The organism is Streptomyces sp. NPDC056987, from assembly GCF_042673865.1.
GTDB lineage: Bacteria > Actinomycetota > Actinomycetes > Streptomycetales > Streptomycetaceae > Streptomyces.
Genome location: NZ_JBHURV010000052.1, coordinates 48,894 through 64,699 on the forward strand (window position 1 = coordinate 48,894; position 15,806 = coordinate 64,699).

Sequence of the window (15,806 nt, forward strand, 5' to 3'; positions counted from 1 at the left end):
GGAAGGTCGCAGGTGCCGCCCGTCCGGATGCGGGAGCCCGTGATCAGGCGCTGCAGGACGTGGTGCTCGTGGTGGAGGAGCAGGTCGACGTCGAGCTGCAGCTCGTGGAGCCGGCGAGCACGACCTCGCTGGCGTCCGAGTAGTCGGAGATCTCGAAGGTCTCCGACTCCAGCTCCATGATCTCGTCGGCGAGCGAGGCGAGGGTGTTCTTGTCAGCCATGGTGACTCCTTGGACTGCCCCGGCCGGCCCCCGGAGGATTCCCCGGTGGTCCCGCGCCCTGGTGCCCTCGTATTCCAGCCGAACCCACTGCCACCCCGGTGTGTCTTCCACTGACCGCCCGTGTCAGCGGTCTGTACGCGGCACGCGGCCGGGGTGGCGCACGATGGACCGGGTGAGCCCTGTCGCGTACCCCGGAGAGAACACGCCCGTCCTGGCCGGACTGTGGGAGATCCTGCGCCCCGCCGTCGCGTTCTGCCTCGATCTGCACCAGCACCCCGAACTCTCCGGCGAGGAGCGCCGTACGGCGGCCCGGCTGGGGGCGTGGCTGCGCGAGGCGGGGTACACGGTGACGGGGGACGTCGGCGGCCACGGTGTCGTCGGAGTGCTGCGCAACGGCGACGGACCCCGCGTCATGATCCGTACGGAACTGGACGCGCTGCCCGTCACCGAGCGGACCGGCCTGCCGTGCACGAGCAGCGGCCCCGTCGCCCACGCCTGCGGCCATGACCTGCACATGGCCGCCGCCGCGGGCGCCGCGTCGCTGCTGGCCCGGTCCCGGGAGAGCTGGCGCGGCACGGTGGTCGTCGTCGGCCAGCCCGCCGAGGAGACCCTCGCCGGGGCGCGGGCGCTGCTGGCGGACGGACTGTACGAGCGCTTCGGGCGGCCCGACGCGGTCCTCGCCCAGCACACCGCCCTGCTGCCCGCGGGCATGGTCGCCCACGCGTACGGGCCGATGCTGGCGGGGAGCGCCGGCATCGAGGCCGTCGTCCACGGCCGGGGCGGTCACGCGGGCACCCCGCACCTCGCGGTGGACCCGGTGGTCACCGCCGCCGCGGCGGTGCTGCGGCTCCAGGGGATCGTCTCCCGGGAGTGTGCCCCGACCGAGCCGGCGCTGCTGAACGTCGGGTCCTTCCACTCCGGGGCGGCCGACAACCTCGTCCCCGACCGGGCGACACTGGGCATTACGGTCCGCGCCCTGTCCGAGCGCACGCTCGACCGGATGACGGCCTCGGTGGAGCGGATCGTACGGGCGGAGTGCGCCGCCTCCCGCTGCCCCCGGGACCCGGAGATCCGTACCGTCTCGCGCTCCCCGGTCACCCACCCCGACCCGGCGGCGACCGCCGGCGTACGCCAGGCTCATTTGCGTCTCTACGGTCCCGAACGTGTGGCACCCTGGCCCCCGTCCATGGCGACCGAGGACTTTCCGCTGTACGGGGACGCGGGAGTCTCCGTGCACGGAGAGGAGGGGATCGCGCTTGTGTACTGGATGTTCGGGGTGGTGGGCCCGAAGGTGTGGGCACAGACGCCGGGCACGGCCGAGGAGAAGCTCGCCGTCCTCCCGCCCCACCACTCCCCGGAGTTCGCCCCGGACATCCGTACCGCGCTTCCCACCGGCATCACGGCGATGACGTCCGCGGCGCTGTCCCGGCTGCGGACCGAAGGCAACGACGGAAAAAGTTGACGGATCGTCATATCGCATCCCGGTCGGCGTGTTGGAACGTTGCAGCCGGGAACGAGTCAGGACATTGCGCGATCTCGTCGCTCTTGCTCCGCCCGGGTCGGAACACCTTTATCAACAAGTGATCGGAGAGGTGTTTGTCGCGACCCTTCCTGGCCATAGTGTCGCCACGAGTACACAGTTTCTGCACACAAATCACACGGGGTGAAGGGCACATCACTCATGCAGGGCACCGTCGATGGATTCAATTACGGCGCCGTCACACCTGTGGCGGCCTACCTCATGGCAGTTCTGGGCGGGGCTCTGGGGCTCCGCTGCACCACTAGATCGCTGCGCACCGAGCAGTCCTGGAAGCCCGGTTGGCTCGGGCTCGGTGCGACATCCATCGGTTCGGGCATCTGGACCATGCACTTCATCGCCATGATCGGCTTCCAGGTGAAGGAAGCGCCGATCAGTTACGACATACCGCTGACCGTTCTGAGTCTGGTCGTGGCGATCGTCGTGGTCGGTATCGGGATCTTCATCGTCGGCTACCGCGGGGCGACCCGGGTCACCCTGACCACCGCCGGCACGATCACCGGTCTCGGCGTCGCGGCCATGCACTACATCGGCATGGCCGGGATGCGTCTGCACGGACGGCTGGACTACGACACACCGACCGTCGTGCTCTCCGTCGTCATCGCCGTCGTCGCCGCGACGGCCGCGCTCTGGGCCGCCGTGTCGATCCACGGCTTCCTGCCCAGCCTCGGCGCCAGCCTTGTGATGGGCATCGCCGTGACCGGCATGCACTACACCGGCATGGCCGCCATCAGTGTGCATCTGCAAGGGGCGACCGGCGGCTCCGCCGGAGGCGGTTCGCCGACCTCGATCATGTTCCCGATGCTGCTCGGCCCCGCGGTCTTCCTGGTGCTGGCCGGTGTCGTGGTGATGTTCGACCCCATCCTCGTCCTCGGCGAGGGCGAGTGGGACCAGCCGGAGAGCAAGAAGCCGGTGCGGAGAGACCCTCCGCCGCGGCCCGTCTGGCCGCCCACGTACGACGAGGCGAACAGCGGCAGGGCCCACACCCCGGCGCCCGCGCCCACCTCGGCGCCCGGCCCGCAGGGCGGGCAGCAGCGCAGCCCGTACGACTGGTGACCGTCACCCGCTGATCGTCACCCGCCGACCGTCACCCGCCGACTGCCGTGAGGTGACCCGCTGTCGGAGCGCCGCCCCGCCTGCCGCGGGGCGGCGCTTCACGCGTTCCGGACCGCCGCGCTGTCCGCCGCGCCGCTCGCCGCCGTACCGTCCGCGCCGCCGTCCGGCGCGCCGATGGACTCCCGCAGCCGCGCGCTGGCCATCCGCATGTGCTCGGCCATCGCCTCGTTGGCCGCGTCCGGGTCATGGGCGCGGATGGCCGACAGGACGGCGTCGTGCTCGCACAGGGTGCCGCTCACGGTCCCCTCCAGATCGCTGACCCGCTCCATCCACACCTGGAGCAGTGCGCGGATGGAGTGCAGGATGTCGCTCAGCACCGAGTTCCTGGCGATGCTCGCCGTCTCCAGGTGGAAGGCGATGTCCGCGTCGATGAACGCCGCGACGTCCGTGCCGGCGTCCCGCATCCGCCGCAGATGCTCCTCCAGCCGCGCCACGTCCTCCTCGGTGGCGCGCTCCGCCGCCAGCCGCGCCGACACCCCCTCCATGTGCGTACGGACCTCCACCAGGTCCTGGGTGCGCCGCTGGCCGAGCATCAGTCCCCAGTTGATGGCGCGCGGCAGGAACTCCGAGGTCCCCTCGCGCACGTACGAGCCGGAGCCGGGGCGGATCTCGATGATGCCGAGCACGTCGAGGGCCGAGAGGGCGCCGCGCACGCTGGACCGGGCGACCCCGAGGGCCTCGGCGAGCTGACGCTCCGCGGGCAGCCGGGTGCCGGGCTTGATGTCGCCCGCGGAGAGATGGTCGAGGAGCCGCTTGGCGACCTCGCTCACCGAGGACTCGCGCACGACAGGGCGCAGCAGCCGGGCGAGATCCGGCGAGCTGGGCGATTGCTGATCAGGCTGACTGGTCACGGTCACCAGTACACCAGATGGGTGTTCCCGCTGTTCAAAGGTGTCCTGAACGCGCCCATAGCCGCGTCGCCCCGTCCGTTGTCAAGAGTGGCGTGCATCACTTGAAGAGTGACGCTCGCCACATTGGTCAATTGGTGACCAATTTTCTTCTGGGGGTTACGTTGAAGACACATCAGCCGGTGGAGCGGGTGCTGCGCTCTGTTTGAGCCATGATCGCCGCCGACTGTGACCCGAGTCCGGACGGAGCTGTCCGGCGCTTCCGAGGGAGTCACCATGGGTGCCACCGCGTTGCCATCCGCCGTCGAGAGATCAGCGATCAAGAAGGTCTCGATCCGGCTCGTCCCGTTCGTCGCGTTGATGTTCTTCGTGAACTATCTCGACCGGACGGCGGTCTCCTTCGCGGAGCCGAACGGTATGGGGGAGGACCTGGCGCTCACCGCGGCGCAGTTCGGATTCGCGTCCGGGGTCTTCTTCATCGGATACATCATTCTCGAAGTCCCCAGCAACATGGCGCTGCACCGCTTCGGCGCCCGCCGCTGGCTCGCCAGGATCATGGTCACCTGGGGCATCGTGTCCCTGCTGTTCACCTGGGTGCAGAACAGTGAGCAGCTCTACGCGCTGCGCTTCCTCCTCGGCGTCGCCGAGGCGGGCTTCTTCCCCGGGGCGATCCTCTTCCTGAGCCAGTGGGTGCCCACCCGGCACCGTACGAAGGTGCTCGCGCTCTTCTACCTGGCCCAGCCGCTCACCACGGTCTTCGGCGCCCCGCTCGCGGGCTGGCTCATCGGCCACCACGGGCTGTTCGGCCTTGAGGGCTGGCGCGTGATGTTCCTGTTCGTCTCCATCCCGGCGATCCTCCTCGGCATCGTCGCCTGGTTCTACCTGATCGACCGGCCCGCCGACGCCAAGTGGCTCACCCCGGCCGAGAAGGAGTGGCTGACCGCCGAGCTGGCCTCGGAGAACGCCGCCAAGACGGGCGCCGACGAGAGCCACGGCCGCGCGGCCCTGAAGGAGGCGTTCCGCAGCGGACGCGTCTGGATCCTCGCGATGGTCTACTTCGGCTTCATCTACGGCCTGTACGCGCTCGCCTTCTTCCTGCCCACGATCATCGAGGGCTTCCAGGAGAGCTTCGGCACCTCCTTCAGCGTGATGGACAAGGCGCTGATCACCGCCATCCCGTACCTGCCGGCCGCCGTCGTCCTCTTCTTCTGGTCCCGGAACGCCACCCGGCACGGCACCAAGACCTGGCACGTCGCGGGACCTGCCGTCATCGGCGGTATCTCCATCCCCGTCGCGCTCTACATGGACTCCCCGGCCGCGACCATCGCCGTGATCACCGTGACCGCGTGCTCGATCTTCGCCGCGCTGCCCGTCTTCTGGTCCATCCCCTCCCGCTTCCTGACCGGCGCCGCCGCCGCGGCGGGCATCGCCCTCATCAACACCGCGGGCAACATCGGCGGCTTCGCGGCCGGCTATGTCACGGGCTGGCTCAAGGACTTCAGCGGCTCGTACACCCTCTCCATGTTCGTGGTGGGCGGCTTCATGCTCCTGTCGGCCGTCCTGATGGTCGCGCTCGCCCGGCGCCGGCCCGCCAACCCCTCCGACCCCGCGGACCAGCCGCTTCTCGAGGTGCACTGACATGACCCGCCTGTTCAACGCTCCCGAAGCCTTCGCCGACGAGGCGCTCGAAGGCTTCGTGGCGGCCCACCGCCGCTGGGTGCGCCCCGTCACCGGGGGTGTCGTACGCTCCGCGCCGACCGCGCCCGGCCAGGTCGCCGTCGTGATCGGCGGCGGCTCGGGCCACTACCCGGCCTTCTCGGGCCTGGTGGGCCCCGGGCTCGCGCACGGAGCGGCCGTCGGCAACGTCTTCGCCTCGCCGTCGGCCCGGCAGGTCCGCACCGTCGCGCAGAGCGCCCACGCCGGCGGCGGCGTGGTCCTCATGTACGGCAACTACGCGGGCGACGTGCTGCACTTCGGACAGGCGGCGCAGCAGCTCACCGCCGAGGGCATCGAGACCCGTACGGTCGCCGTCACCGACGACGTCTCCAGCGCGAGCACCGACGAGCGCGACAAGCGCCGCGGGATCGCCGGGGACCTGCCGGTCTTCAAGGCCGCCGCGGCCGCGGCCGAACAGGGCCGCTCCCTCGACGACGTCGTCCTGGCGGCCCGGCACGCCAACGCGCGCACCCGCTCCTTCGGCATCGCCTTCGGCGGCTGCACGCTCCCCGGCGCCGAAAGCCCGCTGTTCACCGTGGCCGAGGGCCGGATGGCCGTCGGCCTGGGCATCCACGGCGAGCCCGGCATCGGCGAGCAGGACGTCCCGACCGCCGACGAGGCCGCCGAACTGCTGGTCTCCACCCTGCTGGCAGAACTCCCAGAGGGCGTGGCACAGCCGCGCGGCGAGCGCGCCGCGGTCATCCTCAACGGCCTCGGCACCGTCAAGTACGAGGAACTGTTCGTCGTCTACCGCCGGGTCGCCCAGCTGCTCGCCGAGGCCGGGGTCGAGGCCGTCGAGCCCGAGGTCGGCGAGCTGGTCACCAGCTTCGACATGGCGGGCATCTCGCTCACGCTCTGCTGGCTGGACGAGGAGCTCGAAGCGCTGTGGACCGCCGGGGCCGACACCCCCGCCTACCGCAAGGGCGCGGCCACCTCCCAGGCCGCCCCCGCCGCCGAGGCCGCCCCGGCCGCGGCCGGTGACGCCTCCGCCACGGCGGTCCCCGCCGCCACCGAGGAGTCCCGCGCGGTCGCCGCCACCGCGGTCGCCGTACTCACCGCCATCAGCGACACCGTCGACACCCACGCCGAGGAACTCGGCCGGATCGACGCCGTCGCCGGCGACGGCGACCACGGCATCGGCATGCGCCGCGGCTCCGAGGCCGCCCGGCTCGCCGCCGTCGCCGCCGCGGCGGCGGGCGCCGGCGCCCGTACGACGGTCAACGCCGCCGCCGACGCCTGGTCCGACCGCGCCGGCGGCACCTCCGGAGCGCTCTGGGGCGTCCTGCTGCACGCCGTCGGCACCGCACTCGGCGACACCGAGGCGCCCACCGCGCGGACCGTGGCGGGCGGCGTCGGGGAAGCCTCCGCCGCCGTACAGCGCCTCGGCGGGGCCGAGGTCGGCGACAAGACGATGGTCGACGTCCTCGTCCCGTTCGCGCGGACCCTCGACGCCGCCACCGCCGAGGGCGCGGCGCTCGCCGATGCCTGGGACCGGGCCGCCACCGCCGCCGAACAGGCCGCCAAGGCCACCGCCGACCTCGTCCCCCGGATCGGCCGCGCCCGCCCGCACGTCGAACGGTCCCTCGGCACCCCCGACGCCGGGGCCCACTCCCTCGCCCTGATCGTCCGTGCCGTCCACGGCGTACTCGCCGGCCACTGAACCCACCCACCGAGGAGCACCCCCCATGAGCGACAAGCTGCGGATCGTCGTCGGCTCGGACGACGCCGGCTTCGACTACAAGGAAATACTGAAGAAGGACCTCCAGAACAGCGAGCTCGTCGCCGGGGTCACCGATGTCGGTGTCGACGGTGACGGCCACACCGCCTACCCGACCATCGCCATCGCCGCCGCCGAGATGGTCGCGCGCGGCGAGGCCGACCGGGCCCTGCTCGTCTGCGGCACCGGCCTCGGTGTGGCGATCGCCGCCAACAAGGTCAAGGGGATCCGGGCCGTCACCGCCCACGACTCCTTCTCCGTCGAGCGCGCCGTCCTCTCCAACAACGCGCAGGTCCTCACCTTCGGCCAGCGCGTCGTCGGCGTCGAACTGGCCCGCCGGCTGGCCGCCGAGTGGCTGACGTACCGCTTCGACGAGTCGTCCGCCTCCGCCGCCAAGGTGCAGCTCATGAACGACTACGAGTCCGAAGAGGAAGCCGCAGCCTGATGTCCGCTCCCACCCTGCTCGGGGTGAGCCTCAAGATGTACTTCGGGCATCACGAGACCCTCAACTGGGCCCGCCGCATCGGTGACATCGCCGCCCGGCACCCGGCCGTCACCGGCGGCCTCACCGAGCTGTTCGTGCTGCCCGCCTTCCCCGCGATCGTCCCGCTCGGCACCGTCCTGGACGGCACCGGCGTCGCCGTCGGCGCCCAGGACCTCGCCACCGACGACCGGGGGCCGTTCACCGGCGAGGTCTCGGGCCCGTACCTCAAGGAGATCGGCTGCTCCTACGCCGAGGTCGGCCACGCCGAACGGCGCCGCCTCTTCGGCGAGGGCGACACGGTCGTCGCCGCCAAGACCGCCGCCGCGCTGCGCAACGGCCTCACCCCCGTGCTCTGCGTCGGCGAACTCGACCGCGCCGACCCGGCCGAGGCCGCGACGCGCACCGTCGCCGAGCTGGCCCGGATCCTCGACACCGCCGCGCACGAGGGCGGCGGGCGCGGCCCGATCGTCGTCGCGTACGAACCGCAGTGGGCGATCGGCGCCCCCCACCCTGCCTCGCCGGACCACATCAGCCGCGTCTGCGCTGCTCTGACCGACTGGCTCCGGGAACGCTCCGCGTACGCCGGCAGCCGGGTTATCTACGGCGGCAGCGCGGGCCCCGGGCTGCTGTCCACCCTCGGCGAGGGCGTCGACGGACTCTTCCTCGGGCGCTTCGCCCATGACCCGCACGCCGTCGAACAGATCCTCGACGAGCTGAGCGGGCGAACCGTGAAGGCGGACGCGTAATGGCCTACGGACTGAGCACCTACGCCTACTTCTGGCGGATCTCCTCGCGCGCGCCGGTCCCGCTGACCGTCGAGGAGATGGTCCGCTCCACCCGGGAACTGGGCGGCGACGTCTTCCAGATCTGCGACTACCCGCTGATCGAGACCTTCGACGACGCCCGCCTCGCCGGCCTCCGCGCCACCGCCGAGGACCTCGGCGTCACCCTGGAACTCGGCACCCGCGGCATCGGCGAGGACCACCTCGCCCGCTATCTCGAACTGGCGGGCAAGCTCGGCGTCACCCTCGTCCGCTCGATGATGAACACGGCCGACCACCGGCCCGGCACCGCCGAGGCCACCGGGCTGCTGCGGCGCGCCATCCCCGCGTACGCGGCCCAGGGGGTCACCCTCGGCCTGGAGACCTACGAACAGGTCTCCACCGACGACCTGCTCACCGTCGTCCGCGCCGTCGACGACCCCCACCTCGGCGTCGTCCTCGATCCGGGCAACTGCGTCGCCCGTCTGGAGCGCCCCCGGGATGTCGTCGAGGCGACCGCCCCGTACGTCGTCAACATTCATGTCAAGGACTTCGCCTTCAGCCGCCGGGACGGCTGGGTCGGCTTCACCTACGCCGGCGCCCCGCTGGGCGAGGGCCTGCTCGACCACCCCCACCTCGTCGAGACCGTGAGGCCGCACGAGCGGTCGATCAACCAGATCGTGGAGCACTGGCTCCCGTGGCAGGACGGCGGGTTCGAGACCACGGCCCGGATCGAGGACCAGTGGACCCGGCACTGCATCACCACCCTTCAGAGGAGTAAGTAATGGCCACCGAGAACAAGACCGTCGCCGTCATCGGCGCCGCTGGCAAGATGGGCCAGCGCGTCTCCAACAACCTCGTCAAGAGCGACTTCCGGACGCTGTTCGCCGAGAACTCGCCCAAGGGCCAGGAGCTGATCCGTGGACTCGGCCGCGAGCTCACCGACTCCGACGAGGCCGCCAAGCAGGCCGACGTCCTCATCCTGGCCGTTCCGGACGTCGTCCTCGGCACCGTCTCCGAGCAGCTCGTCCCGCTGATGAAGCCCGGCGCCGTCCTGCTCACCCTCGACCCGGCGGCGGCCTACGCGGGCCTGCTGACCCGCCGCGACGACGTGCACAACGCCGTCGCCCACCCCTGCCACCCGTCCGTCTTCCTGGAGCGCACCACCAAGGAGGAGTACGCGGACACCTTCGGCGGCATCGCCGCCCCGCAGGAGGTCGTCGCGTCCTTCGAGGGCCCCGACGCGTCCGTACGGGAACTGGCCGAGGCCGTGATCCGCACGATGTACGCGCCCGTCGTCGACGTGCACTGGGTGACGGTCAAGCAGCTCGCCGTCCTGGAGCCGACCCTGGTCGAGACCATCGCCTGCATGGTCGGCGCGCTGCTCACCGAGGCGCTGCACGAGACGGTCCACACCGTCGGTGTGCCGGAGCCCGCCGCCCGCGCGATGCTGCTGGGCCACACGCAGGTCGCGCTCGCCAACACCCTCAAGGGCGACAACCCGTTCTCCGACGCCTGCCTGATCGCCATGGACTACGGCCGTGAGTCGATCGTCAAGGACGACTGGAAGAAGGTCTTCGAGGACGACGAGCTCGACAAGGTCATCACGCGCATGCTCCGCATCAAGGAGATCAAGCGCTGACCCCCGCCCCCGCCGGGCGCGGCTGACACGGTGACCGGCCTCCCCGCGTGGGGAGGCCGGTCACCGTCGTTCCCGGAGCCGCTACTCCGTACCGGCGGCCCGGCCCCAGGCCGCCCAGTCGACGGTGAAGACCGTCGGAGCGGGCAGCAGCCGGTACTCGGGCAGCACGCCGGGACCGCACGAGGCGCTGCCGATGCCCTGCTGCGCCGCGTCCACCGTGAGATGGACGAGACCGTCCCGTACCAGCTCCGTCGGATGGGCCGCGGCGTCCAGCCGCTCGCTGCTCCAGGGCCGGGCGGCGAACGAGAAGGGCGCGGGGCCGCTCAGCCGCAGCCCCTCCCCGCCGCCGGCCGGCGCGAGCCCGACCCAGCGGACATCGGCGCGGCTGCCGTTCTCCTGCGGGAAGAGGTACGGCGTCTGGAGACCGTCCACGTCCGAGGCGAACCGTCCGACGCGGGCGGCGGCCCGGGTGTCCGGGTACGCCTCGTGCGGACCGGCGCCGAACCAGCTCACCGCGGAGAGCGCGGCCGGCACGGCGGCGCGCAGCCCCAGCCGCGGCAGCGTCACGTCCCAGGCGCCCAGCGGCCGGACCTCCAGCGTCAGCCGCAGCGCGCCCGCGCCGGAGCCCCCGTCCGGCGGCGCGGCGCTCCACCGGTAGACGGCCGACAGCCCCGCGTCACTGCCCGCGGCGGCCACCCGGGTGGTCACCGTGAGCGTCCCCTCCCCGGGCTCGACGGACAGCACCTTGTGCTCCAGCCGGTCCAGCCCCGCCGCGCGCCACCTCTCGGCCTCCGAACCGTGCCGGCCGCGCAGATCGTTGTCCGTGGGCGCGCGCCACACATCGAGCCGAGGCCCCTCCACCGGCACCGCTCCGAGCTGTACGAGACGTCCGGTGCCCGCGTCGAAGACGCCGTCGCCGAGGGTGATCCGGCCACCGTCCACCCGGAGCCGCGCAGTGCCCGGCGCCGCCGTGGCCACGGGTGTTACGGTGGCCAACTGCGCCTGAGTCCAGGCCACTTCATGGCCGGCCGGGGCCCAGGGCTCGTCCTTGGCGAGCCGCGCGGCGACGGTGAGCCACCGCTCGGCGCCGGCCGGTCCCGCGTCCGCCGCCTCGCTCAGCTCGCGCGGCCAGCCCACGACGACCGAGTCGCCCGCGGCGACGGCGGGCACGGTCAGTTCGCCCTGCCCGCCCGGGACGCCCTCGTCCTCCACCTGCCAGTGGAAGCGCAGATGTCCGGTGTCGGCGAAGTCCAGGCCGTTGCGCACGGACACGGTGCGCGCGGCGGCGTCCACCCGGATCGCCACCGGTTCGACGACCTTCTTGTACTCGGTCAGCCCGGGGGAGGGGACGCGGTCCGGGAAGACCAGCCCGTCGGCCACGAAGTTGCCGTCGTGGACGACCTCGCCGAAGTCACCGCCGTACGCGAAGAACTCCCGGCCGTCCGCGGTGCGACGGCGGACACCGTGGTCGATCCACTCCCAGATGAAACCGCCCTGGAGCCGGGGGTGCTGCTCGAAGAGGCGCTGGTACTCGCTGAGACCGCCCGGGCCGTTGCCCATGGCGTGGCCGTACTCGCAGAGGATGAAGGGGAGCGACCGGCGGTGCTCGTCCAGCTCCGGGTCGGTCGTCGGGTCCTCCGTGCCCCGGCCGATCCGGTCGGTCTCGGCGTGGTCCGCGTACATCCGGCTGTAGACGTCGACGTAACCGCTGTCCCAGTCGCCCTCGTAGTGCACCGGGCGGCCGGGGTCGCGCTCGTGCGACCAGTCGGCCATGGCCCGCAGATTGTCCCCGGTGCCCGACTCGTTGCCCAGCGACCACATGATGACGCTGGCGTGGTTCTTGTCGCGCTCGACCATGCGGCGCATCCGGTCGAGCAGGGCGTCGCGCCAGGCCGGGTCGGCGCTCGGGTTGTTCCGCCAGCCGTTGAGGTAGAAGCCGTGGGTCTCCAGGTCGCACTCGTCGATCACCCAGAGCCCCAACTCGTCGCAGAGGTCGAGGAAGCGGCCGTCGGGCGGGTAGTGGCTGGTGCGCACCGCGTTGATGTTGTGCCGCTTCATCAGCTCGATGTCCTGGCGCATCGTCCCGACGGTCAGGGTGCGGCCGGTGTCCGGGTCCCACTCGTGGCGGTTGACCCCGCGCAGCAGCAGCGGGGTGCCGTTGACCCGCAGCAGACCGCCGGAGACCGTCACCGTACGGAACCCGATCCGCAGCCGGACGCGTTCGCCCGCCGTGGTCAGCTCCGCGTCGTACAGCCGGGGCGTCTCCGCGGTCCACGGCTCGACCGGCGCCTCGGCCCGCTCGCCCACCGCGAGGTCGAGGCCCAGCTCGGGCACGGTGACCCGGCCGGTGGCGTCGGCCTCCACCCGCAGGGTGCCCTGGCCGGTGAGATGGTCGTACTCGGCGTGGACGAAGAGGTCGCCCACGCCGTCCTCCGGCCGGTGCAGCAGGGCCACCGAGCGGAAGATCCCGGACAGCCACCACATGTCCTGGTCCTCCAGGTAGCTGCCCGCGGACCACTGGTGGACCCGTACGGCGAGGACGTTGCGGCCGGGACGCAGCGCGTCGGTCGCGTCGAACTCCGTGGGCAGCCGGCTGCCCTTGCCGTCACCGAGCGGAACGCCGTTGAGATACACGGCGAAGGCCGAGTCGACCCCCTCGAAGCGCAGCACACCGCGCCCCGCGTCCGGCCAGTCCTCCGGCAGGGTGAACTCCCGCCGGTACTCGCCGGTGGGGTTGGCGTCCGGCACGCGCGGCGGGTCGACGGGGAACGGGTAGACGAGATTGGTGTACGCGGGCGTGCCGAAGCGTGGTGTGCCGGCGATGTCCCGCATCTGCCAACTCGACGGTACGGGAAGGTGCTCCCAGCCGGAGTCGTCGTGATCCGGTGCCTCGAAGCCCGGCGTCAGCGCCCGCAGGGAGTCCGCCAGACGGAAGCGCCAATCACCGTCCAGGTCCAGGGTCATGGCGTCCGACCGGTACCGGGCCCGGGGGGCGAGCCGCCCCTGTCCCGGATCGCGGCTTTCGACATAGTCGAGGGAGGCGTGGTCGAGGCGGTCGCTGAGCACGGAGAGATGTCCCTTCGAGGGGCGGTGCGCGGAACTGGTAGAAGGCGGTTTCCGTGCAGCGTAAGTGACTGATCCCCGCCTCGTCGCCCCCTCCGGACAGCGAAGATCAAGTCCAGGAGGGGGAGCCGGCCTCTCCGGCTCGACGACAGGGATGGCAACCGATTTCTGCAGGCCCTTTCCCCACCAGGCCCATGCCCTCGTCCGTCGGCCCGGTCAGGCGGGCAACCCCCACCGGGGGGCCGGCTCGCCGGGTGTGACGGGGCGGATGGTGAGGTCCGGGGCGTCTCCGGCCGAGGTGATGAGCGCCGACCGGCCCTTGCGGAGGGGAAGGCGGATCTCCCCTTCGCCGGTCCGCTCGTACGTCATGGGCCGTCCCCGGTCGTCCCGGACTTCGACGGCCCCCACGATGCCGTGGCGCACGACGCACGGGGCGCCCGCCTCGCTGGTGAGCCGCACCCAGCGGGTCACGCCCTTCTCCCGTACCGCACTGAGCAGGAAGGCGCCCTGCGTACGGAAGTCGTGCACGACCAGATCGCGCCACACCGCGGGGAGGGACGGGAACACCCTGATCGTGCCGCCCCAGGACTGGCACACCATGTCGTGCAGCGACTGGGCGGCGGACAGCGGGGTCTCGATGACCGGGCCCGACTCCTTGTACATGGTGTTGGGCTGGATGAAGCGTGTCATCAGCTGACCGAGATAGGCGAGTGCGTCGTCGCCCTTGCCGAGGAGCGCGGAGATGGAGGCCGCGCCGGTGAAGGTGTAGCCCTGGAGGGCGCCTTCGAAGCCGACCCAGTGGGCGAGCGACTTCTCGATCAGCGCGCGCTCGTCCGCCGTCCGGCCCGTGATCTCGTACAGCGGATAGACGGCGAGCAGGTGCGAGTAGTGGCGGTGCGACTTGGCGAACGGGACCCCTGCCCCGATCATGAAACCGTCACCGTCCACCGGGTACGGGGTGAGCTTGGCCAGCACCTCGCGCCAGCGGCCCGCCAACGGGTCCCGCCTGCCCAGCAGTTCGGCCGACTCCAGGAGGGTACGGCAGCCCCAGCGCAGCAGCATCAGGTCGTAATTGCAGTCGGGCGCGTTGACCCCGTACTCGGGGGAGAAGGTCGCCGGGAGATGCAGCTTGCCGTCGCTCCCAGGGGAAAGGAAATGCAGGTAGTAGTTGACGGCCTTGCGCAGCAGCGGGAAGAGGACATCGCGCAGGATGGTCTCGTCCATGGTGTGGCGGTAGCTGAGCCAGACGTTGTGCAGAGCCCACGTGAGGTTGCCGACCTCGGGGGTGGGCGGGTCCTGGCCGGGGATGCCGACGCCGTAGCCCAAGTCCCCGGGCGTGGCACCGCCGTTGACGAGCCGGGTGTCGGTGGTGCGCGGAATACCGTACGAGTCCCCGCGCCAGGGAGCGGCGACCTCGGCGCCCAGCTGGTCCCGGAATTCGCTCAACGCTCGGGTGACGGCGTCGAGTTCGAGATGGTTCGAGCCATGTATCAGCCAGTATTCGAGCTGGACGTTGAGGTTCCACCAGGTGTTGGGCCAGGGCGTCGGCTCCAGCCACGGCCCGGAGGTCGCCATCACCGGCGCGTCCTTGCGGGCGGCGGCCGCGACCTTGTAGAGCTGGATCCAGTAGAAGCGCTGCAACCGGGCGTCGGGCAGCGACAGGAAGCTCTTCCGGTAGTAGCGGTGCCACCACGCGCGGTGGGGGAGCGCGTGCACGTCGAACGGCACCGCCCGAGCCGTCCGTACCGTGCGCAGCGCGCGGTCGCGGGCGGTGGCCCCCGGGTGGGAGTGTGCGACCGTCGCGTACAGGGTGCGGCTGCGGTGGCGGGCCACTTCCTGCCAGGCGGTGACATGTCGGCCGCCCGCGAGCAGCGGCTGTACGGAGGCCGTCACCTCCCCGTGTTTCTCGATCGTGGCCGGTGGATTGGCCGTGTATCCCTGGGGGATGGGTTTGAACGCGGCCCGCGGGCTGATCGCCACGGCCGGGTGGAAGACCCAGCGGAAGCCGCGTTCACCCTCGCTCGGCGTGACCTCGACGGTGAGCAGGTCGGCCGAGGAGTGTACGAAGGCGCGCAGCGTCAGCGAGCCCGCCGTGGTGATGAGGGTGCCGGTCAACTCGGCGTCGCGCAGCCGCAGCCGCCAGTCCAGGCCGGTGATGGTGCCGACCGGCTCCAGGGTGAAGTAACCGATCGGCAGCCGGGCAAGGCCGAAGAGGGAACCGAACTCCGGCCGGTGATCCTGGACTTCGGAGTGCTGGACGTTGAAGCGGACCGCGTTCCCGCCCGGTTCGGCGTAGATGCCGGAGCCGAGGAGGCCGTTGCCGAGGAACGGGCCTTCGTACCAGGACGCCGGCATCCGCTGCCAGACCGGATCGGCGTCGTCGAGGACGGTGCGCCAGATGTCCGGGGAGACGTGTGGTGCTGCCTGCGTACCCCGTGGTGGTCGGGCTTCCCCGGCGGGGGCGGCGGCCCGGGCGGGGGCGGCCGTGCCGCCTCCCACGGCCAGCGCGCCGCCCACCGCGGTACCTGTGGCGAGCAGCGCCCTTCTCGACGGATCTGGTGCCTTGGCCATGGTGCCTCCCGGCTTCTCGTACGAGGACAACGCGATTCCCCCGGCCTGTTCCCGCGGAGGAAGGCGGCCGGGGGGGCGGCCCGCCCGGGCCCGCGTGGGGGGGGGCCCGCCGGGGGGCGGGCCGGGGGTGG

Annotated in this window: 12 protein-coding genes; 8 read left to right on the plus strand and 4 right to left on the minus strand. The window is 71.8% G+C overall.

Annotated features, from left to right (window positions below; genetic code table 11):
- Window positions 1–43: 43 nt before the first annotated feature.
- Window positions 44–220: a thiazolylpeptide-type bacteriocin gene (locus ACFTZC_RS37665; RefSeq protein ID WP_365816541.1), complete on the minus strand. Its 177-nt coding sequence runs from the start codon at window positions 218–220 to the stop codon at window positions 44–46.
- A gap of 163 nt (window positions 221–383) precedes the next feature.
- Here ACFTZC_RS37665 and ACFTZC_RS37670 point away from each other — a divergent pair, with 163 nt between their 5' ends.
- Entirely contained in the window at window positions 384–1,682 is a 1,299-nt protein-coding gene (locus ACFTZC_RS37670) for an amidohydrolase (RefSeq protein WP_382898043.1), read from the plus strand.
- Window positions 1,683–1,901: 219 nt separating this feature from the next.
- The gene (locus ACFTZC_RS37675; RefSeq protein ID WP_382898044.1) at window positions 1,902–2,813 is read left to right on the plus strand and encodes an MHYT domain-containing protein; all 912 of its coding nucleotides are present in this window, start codon (window positions 1,902–1,904) and stop codon (window positions 2,811–2,813) included.
- Window positions 2,814–2,911: 98 nt separating this feature from the next.
- Here ACFTZC_RS37675 and ACFTZC_RS37680 read toward each other — a convergent pair whose 3' ends face one another.
- On the minus strand, window positions 2,912–3,730 hold the full coding sequence (locus ACFTZC_RS37680) for a FadR/GntR family transcriptional regulator (RefSeq protein WP_382898046.1): 819 nt from the start codon (window positions 3,728–3,730) through the stop codon (window positions 2,912–2,914).
- A gap of 267 nt (window positions 3,731–3,997) precedes the next feature.
- Here ACFTZC_RS37680 and ACFTZC_RS37685 point away from each other — a divergent pair, with 267 nt between their 5' ends.
- The 6 genes from ACFTZC_RS37685 to ACFTZC_RS37710 are packed head-to-tail and all read left to right on the plus strand — an operon-like array spanning window position 3,998 to window position 10,041.
- Window positions 3,998–5,359 carry an MFS transporter gene (locus tag ACFTZC_RS37685; protein ID WP_382898048.1) on the plus strand — a complete coding sequence of 454 codons (1,362 nt, stop codon included), beginning with the start codon at window positions 3,998–4,000 and terminating at the stop codon, window positions 5,357–5,359.
- Window position 5,360: 1 nt separating this feature from the next.
- The gene (locus ACFTZC_RS37690) at window positions 5,361–7,097 is read left to right on the plus strand and encodes a dihydroxyacetone kinase family protein (RefSeq protein ID WP_382898050.1); all 1,737 of its coding nucleotides are present in this window, start codon (window positions 5,361–5,363) and stop codon (window positions 7,095–7,097) included.
- A gap of 25 nt (window positions 7,098–7,122) precedes the next feature.
- Window positions 7,123–7,599: a ribose-5-phosphate isomerase gene (locus tag ACFTZC_RS37695; protein WP_382898052.1), complete on the plus strand. Its 477-nt coding sequence runs from the start codon at window positions 7,123–7,125 to the stop codon at window positions 7,597–7,599.
- Window positions 7,599–8,384, plus strand: coding sequence for a triose-phosphate isomerase family protein (locus tag ACFTZC_RS37700; protein WP_382898054.1), 786 nt, complete (start codon window positions 7,599–7,601; stop codon window positions 8,382–8,384). Before ACFTZC_RS37695 ends, ACFTZC_RS37700 begins: the two co-directional genes overlap by 1 nt.
- Window positions 8,384–9,184: a sugar phosphate isomerase/epimerase family protein gene (locus ACFTZC_RS37705; RefSeq protein ID WP_382898056.1), complete on the plus strand. Its 801-nt coding sequence runs from the start codon at window positions 8,384–8,386 to the stop codon at window positions 9,182–9,184. The genes ACFTZC_RS37700 and ACFTZC_RS37705 overlap by 1 nt, the downstream gene beginning before the upstream one ends.
- Window positions 9,184–10,041: a phosphogluconate dehydrogenase C-terminal domain-containing protein gene (locus ACFTZC_RS37710; protein ID WP_382898057.1), complete on the plus strand. Its 858-nt coding sequence runs from the start codon at window positions 9,184–9,186 to the stop codon at window positions 10,039–10,041. The genes ACFTZC_RS37705 and ACFTZC_RS37710 overlap by 1 nt, the downstream gene beginning before the upstream one ends.
- Window positions 10,042–10,122: 81 nt before the next feature.
- Here the strand turns inward: ACFTZC_RS37710 and ACFTZC_RS37715 are convergent, their stop codons facing one another.
- Together ACFTZC_RS37715 and ACFTZC_RS37720 are read right to left on the minus strand one after the other, a co-directional pair.
- On the minus strand, window positions 10,123–13,107 hold the full coding sequence (locus ACFTZC_RS37715) for a glycoside hydrolase family 2 TIM barrel-domain containing protein (protein WP_382898059.1): 2,985 nt from the start codon (window positions 13,105–13,107) through the stop codon (window positions 10,123–10,125).
- Between the two features lie 213 nt (window positions 13,108–13,320).
- A complete protein-coding gene (locus ACFTZC_RS37720) occupies window positions 13,321–15,675 on the minus strand; it encodes a Tat pathway signal sequence domain protein (protein ID WP_382898061.1) in 2,355 nt (784 codons plus the stop codon).
- Window positions 15,676–15,806 lie beyond the last annotated feature (131 nt).

What these genes read in the sequence shown, in the direction of transcription:
- ACFTZC_RS37665 (WP_365816541.1), bottom strand. Translation starts at nt 220, where the DNA reads ATGGCTGACAAGAACACCCTCGCCTCGCTCGCCGACGAGATCATGGAG.
- ACFTZC_RS37670 (WP_382898043.1), top strand. Translation starts at nt 384, where the DNA reads ATGGACCGGGTGAGCCCTGTCGCGTACCCCGGAGAGAACACGCCCGTC.
- ACFTZC_RS37675 (WP_382898044.1), top strand. Translation starts at nt 1,902, where the DNA reads ATGCAGGGCACCGTCGATGGATTCAATTACGGCGCCGTCACACCTGTG.
- ACFTZC_RS37685 (WP_382898048.1), top strand. Translation starts at nt 3,998, where the DNA reads ATGGGTGCCACCGCGTTGCCATCCGCCGTCGAGAGATCAGCGATCAAG.
- ACFTZC_RS37690 (WP_382898050.1), top strand. Translation starts at nt 5,361, where the DNA reads ATGACCCGCCTGTTCAACGCTCCCGAAGCCTTCGCCGACGAGGCGCTC.
- ACFTZC_RS37695 (WP_382898052.1), top strand. Translation starts at nt 7,123, where the DNA reads ATGAGCGACAAGCTGCGGATCGTCGTCGGCTCGGACGACGCCGGCTTC.
- ACFTZC_RS37700 (WP_382898054.1), top strand. Translation starts at nt 7,599, where the DNA reads ATGTCCGCTCCCACCCTGCTCGGGGTGAGCCTCAAGATGTACTTCGGG.
- ACFTZC_RS37705 (WP_382898056.1), top strand. Translation starts at nt 8,384, where the DNA reads ATGGCCTACGGACTGAGCACCTACGCCTACTTCTGGCGGATCTCCTCG.
- ACFTZC_RS37710 (WP_382898057.1), top strand. Translation starts at nt 9,184, where the DNA reads ATGGCCACCGAGAACAAGACCGTCGCCGTCATCGGCGCCGCTGGCAAG.
- ACFTZC_RS37720 (WP_382898061.1), bottom strand. Translation starts at nt 15,675, where the DNA reads ATGGCCAAGGCACCAGATCCGTCGAGAAGGGCGCTGCTCGCCACAGGT.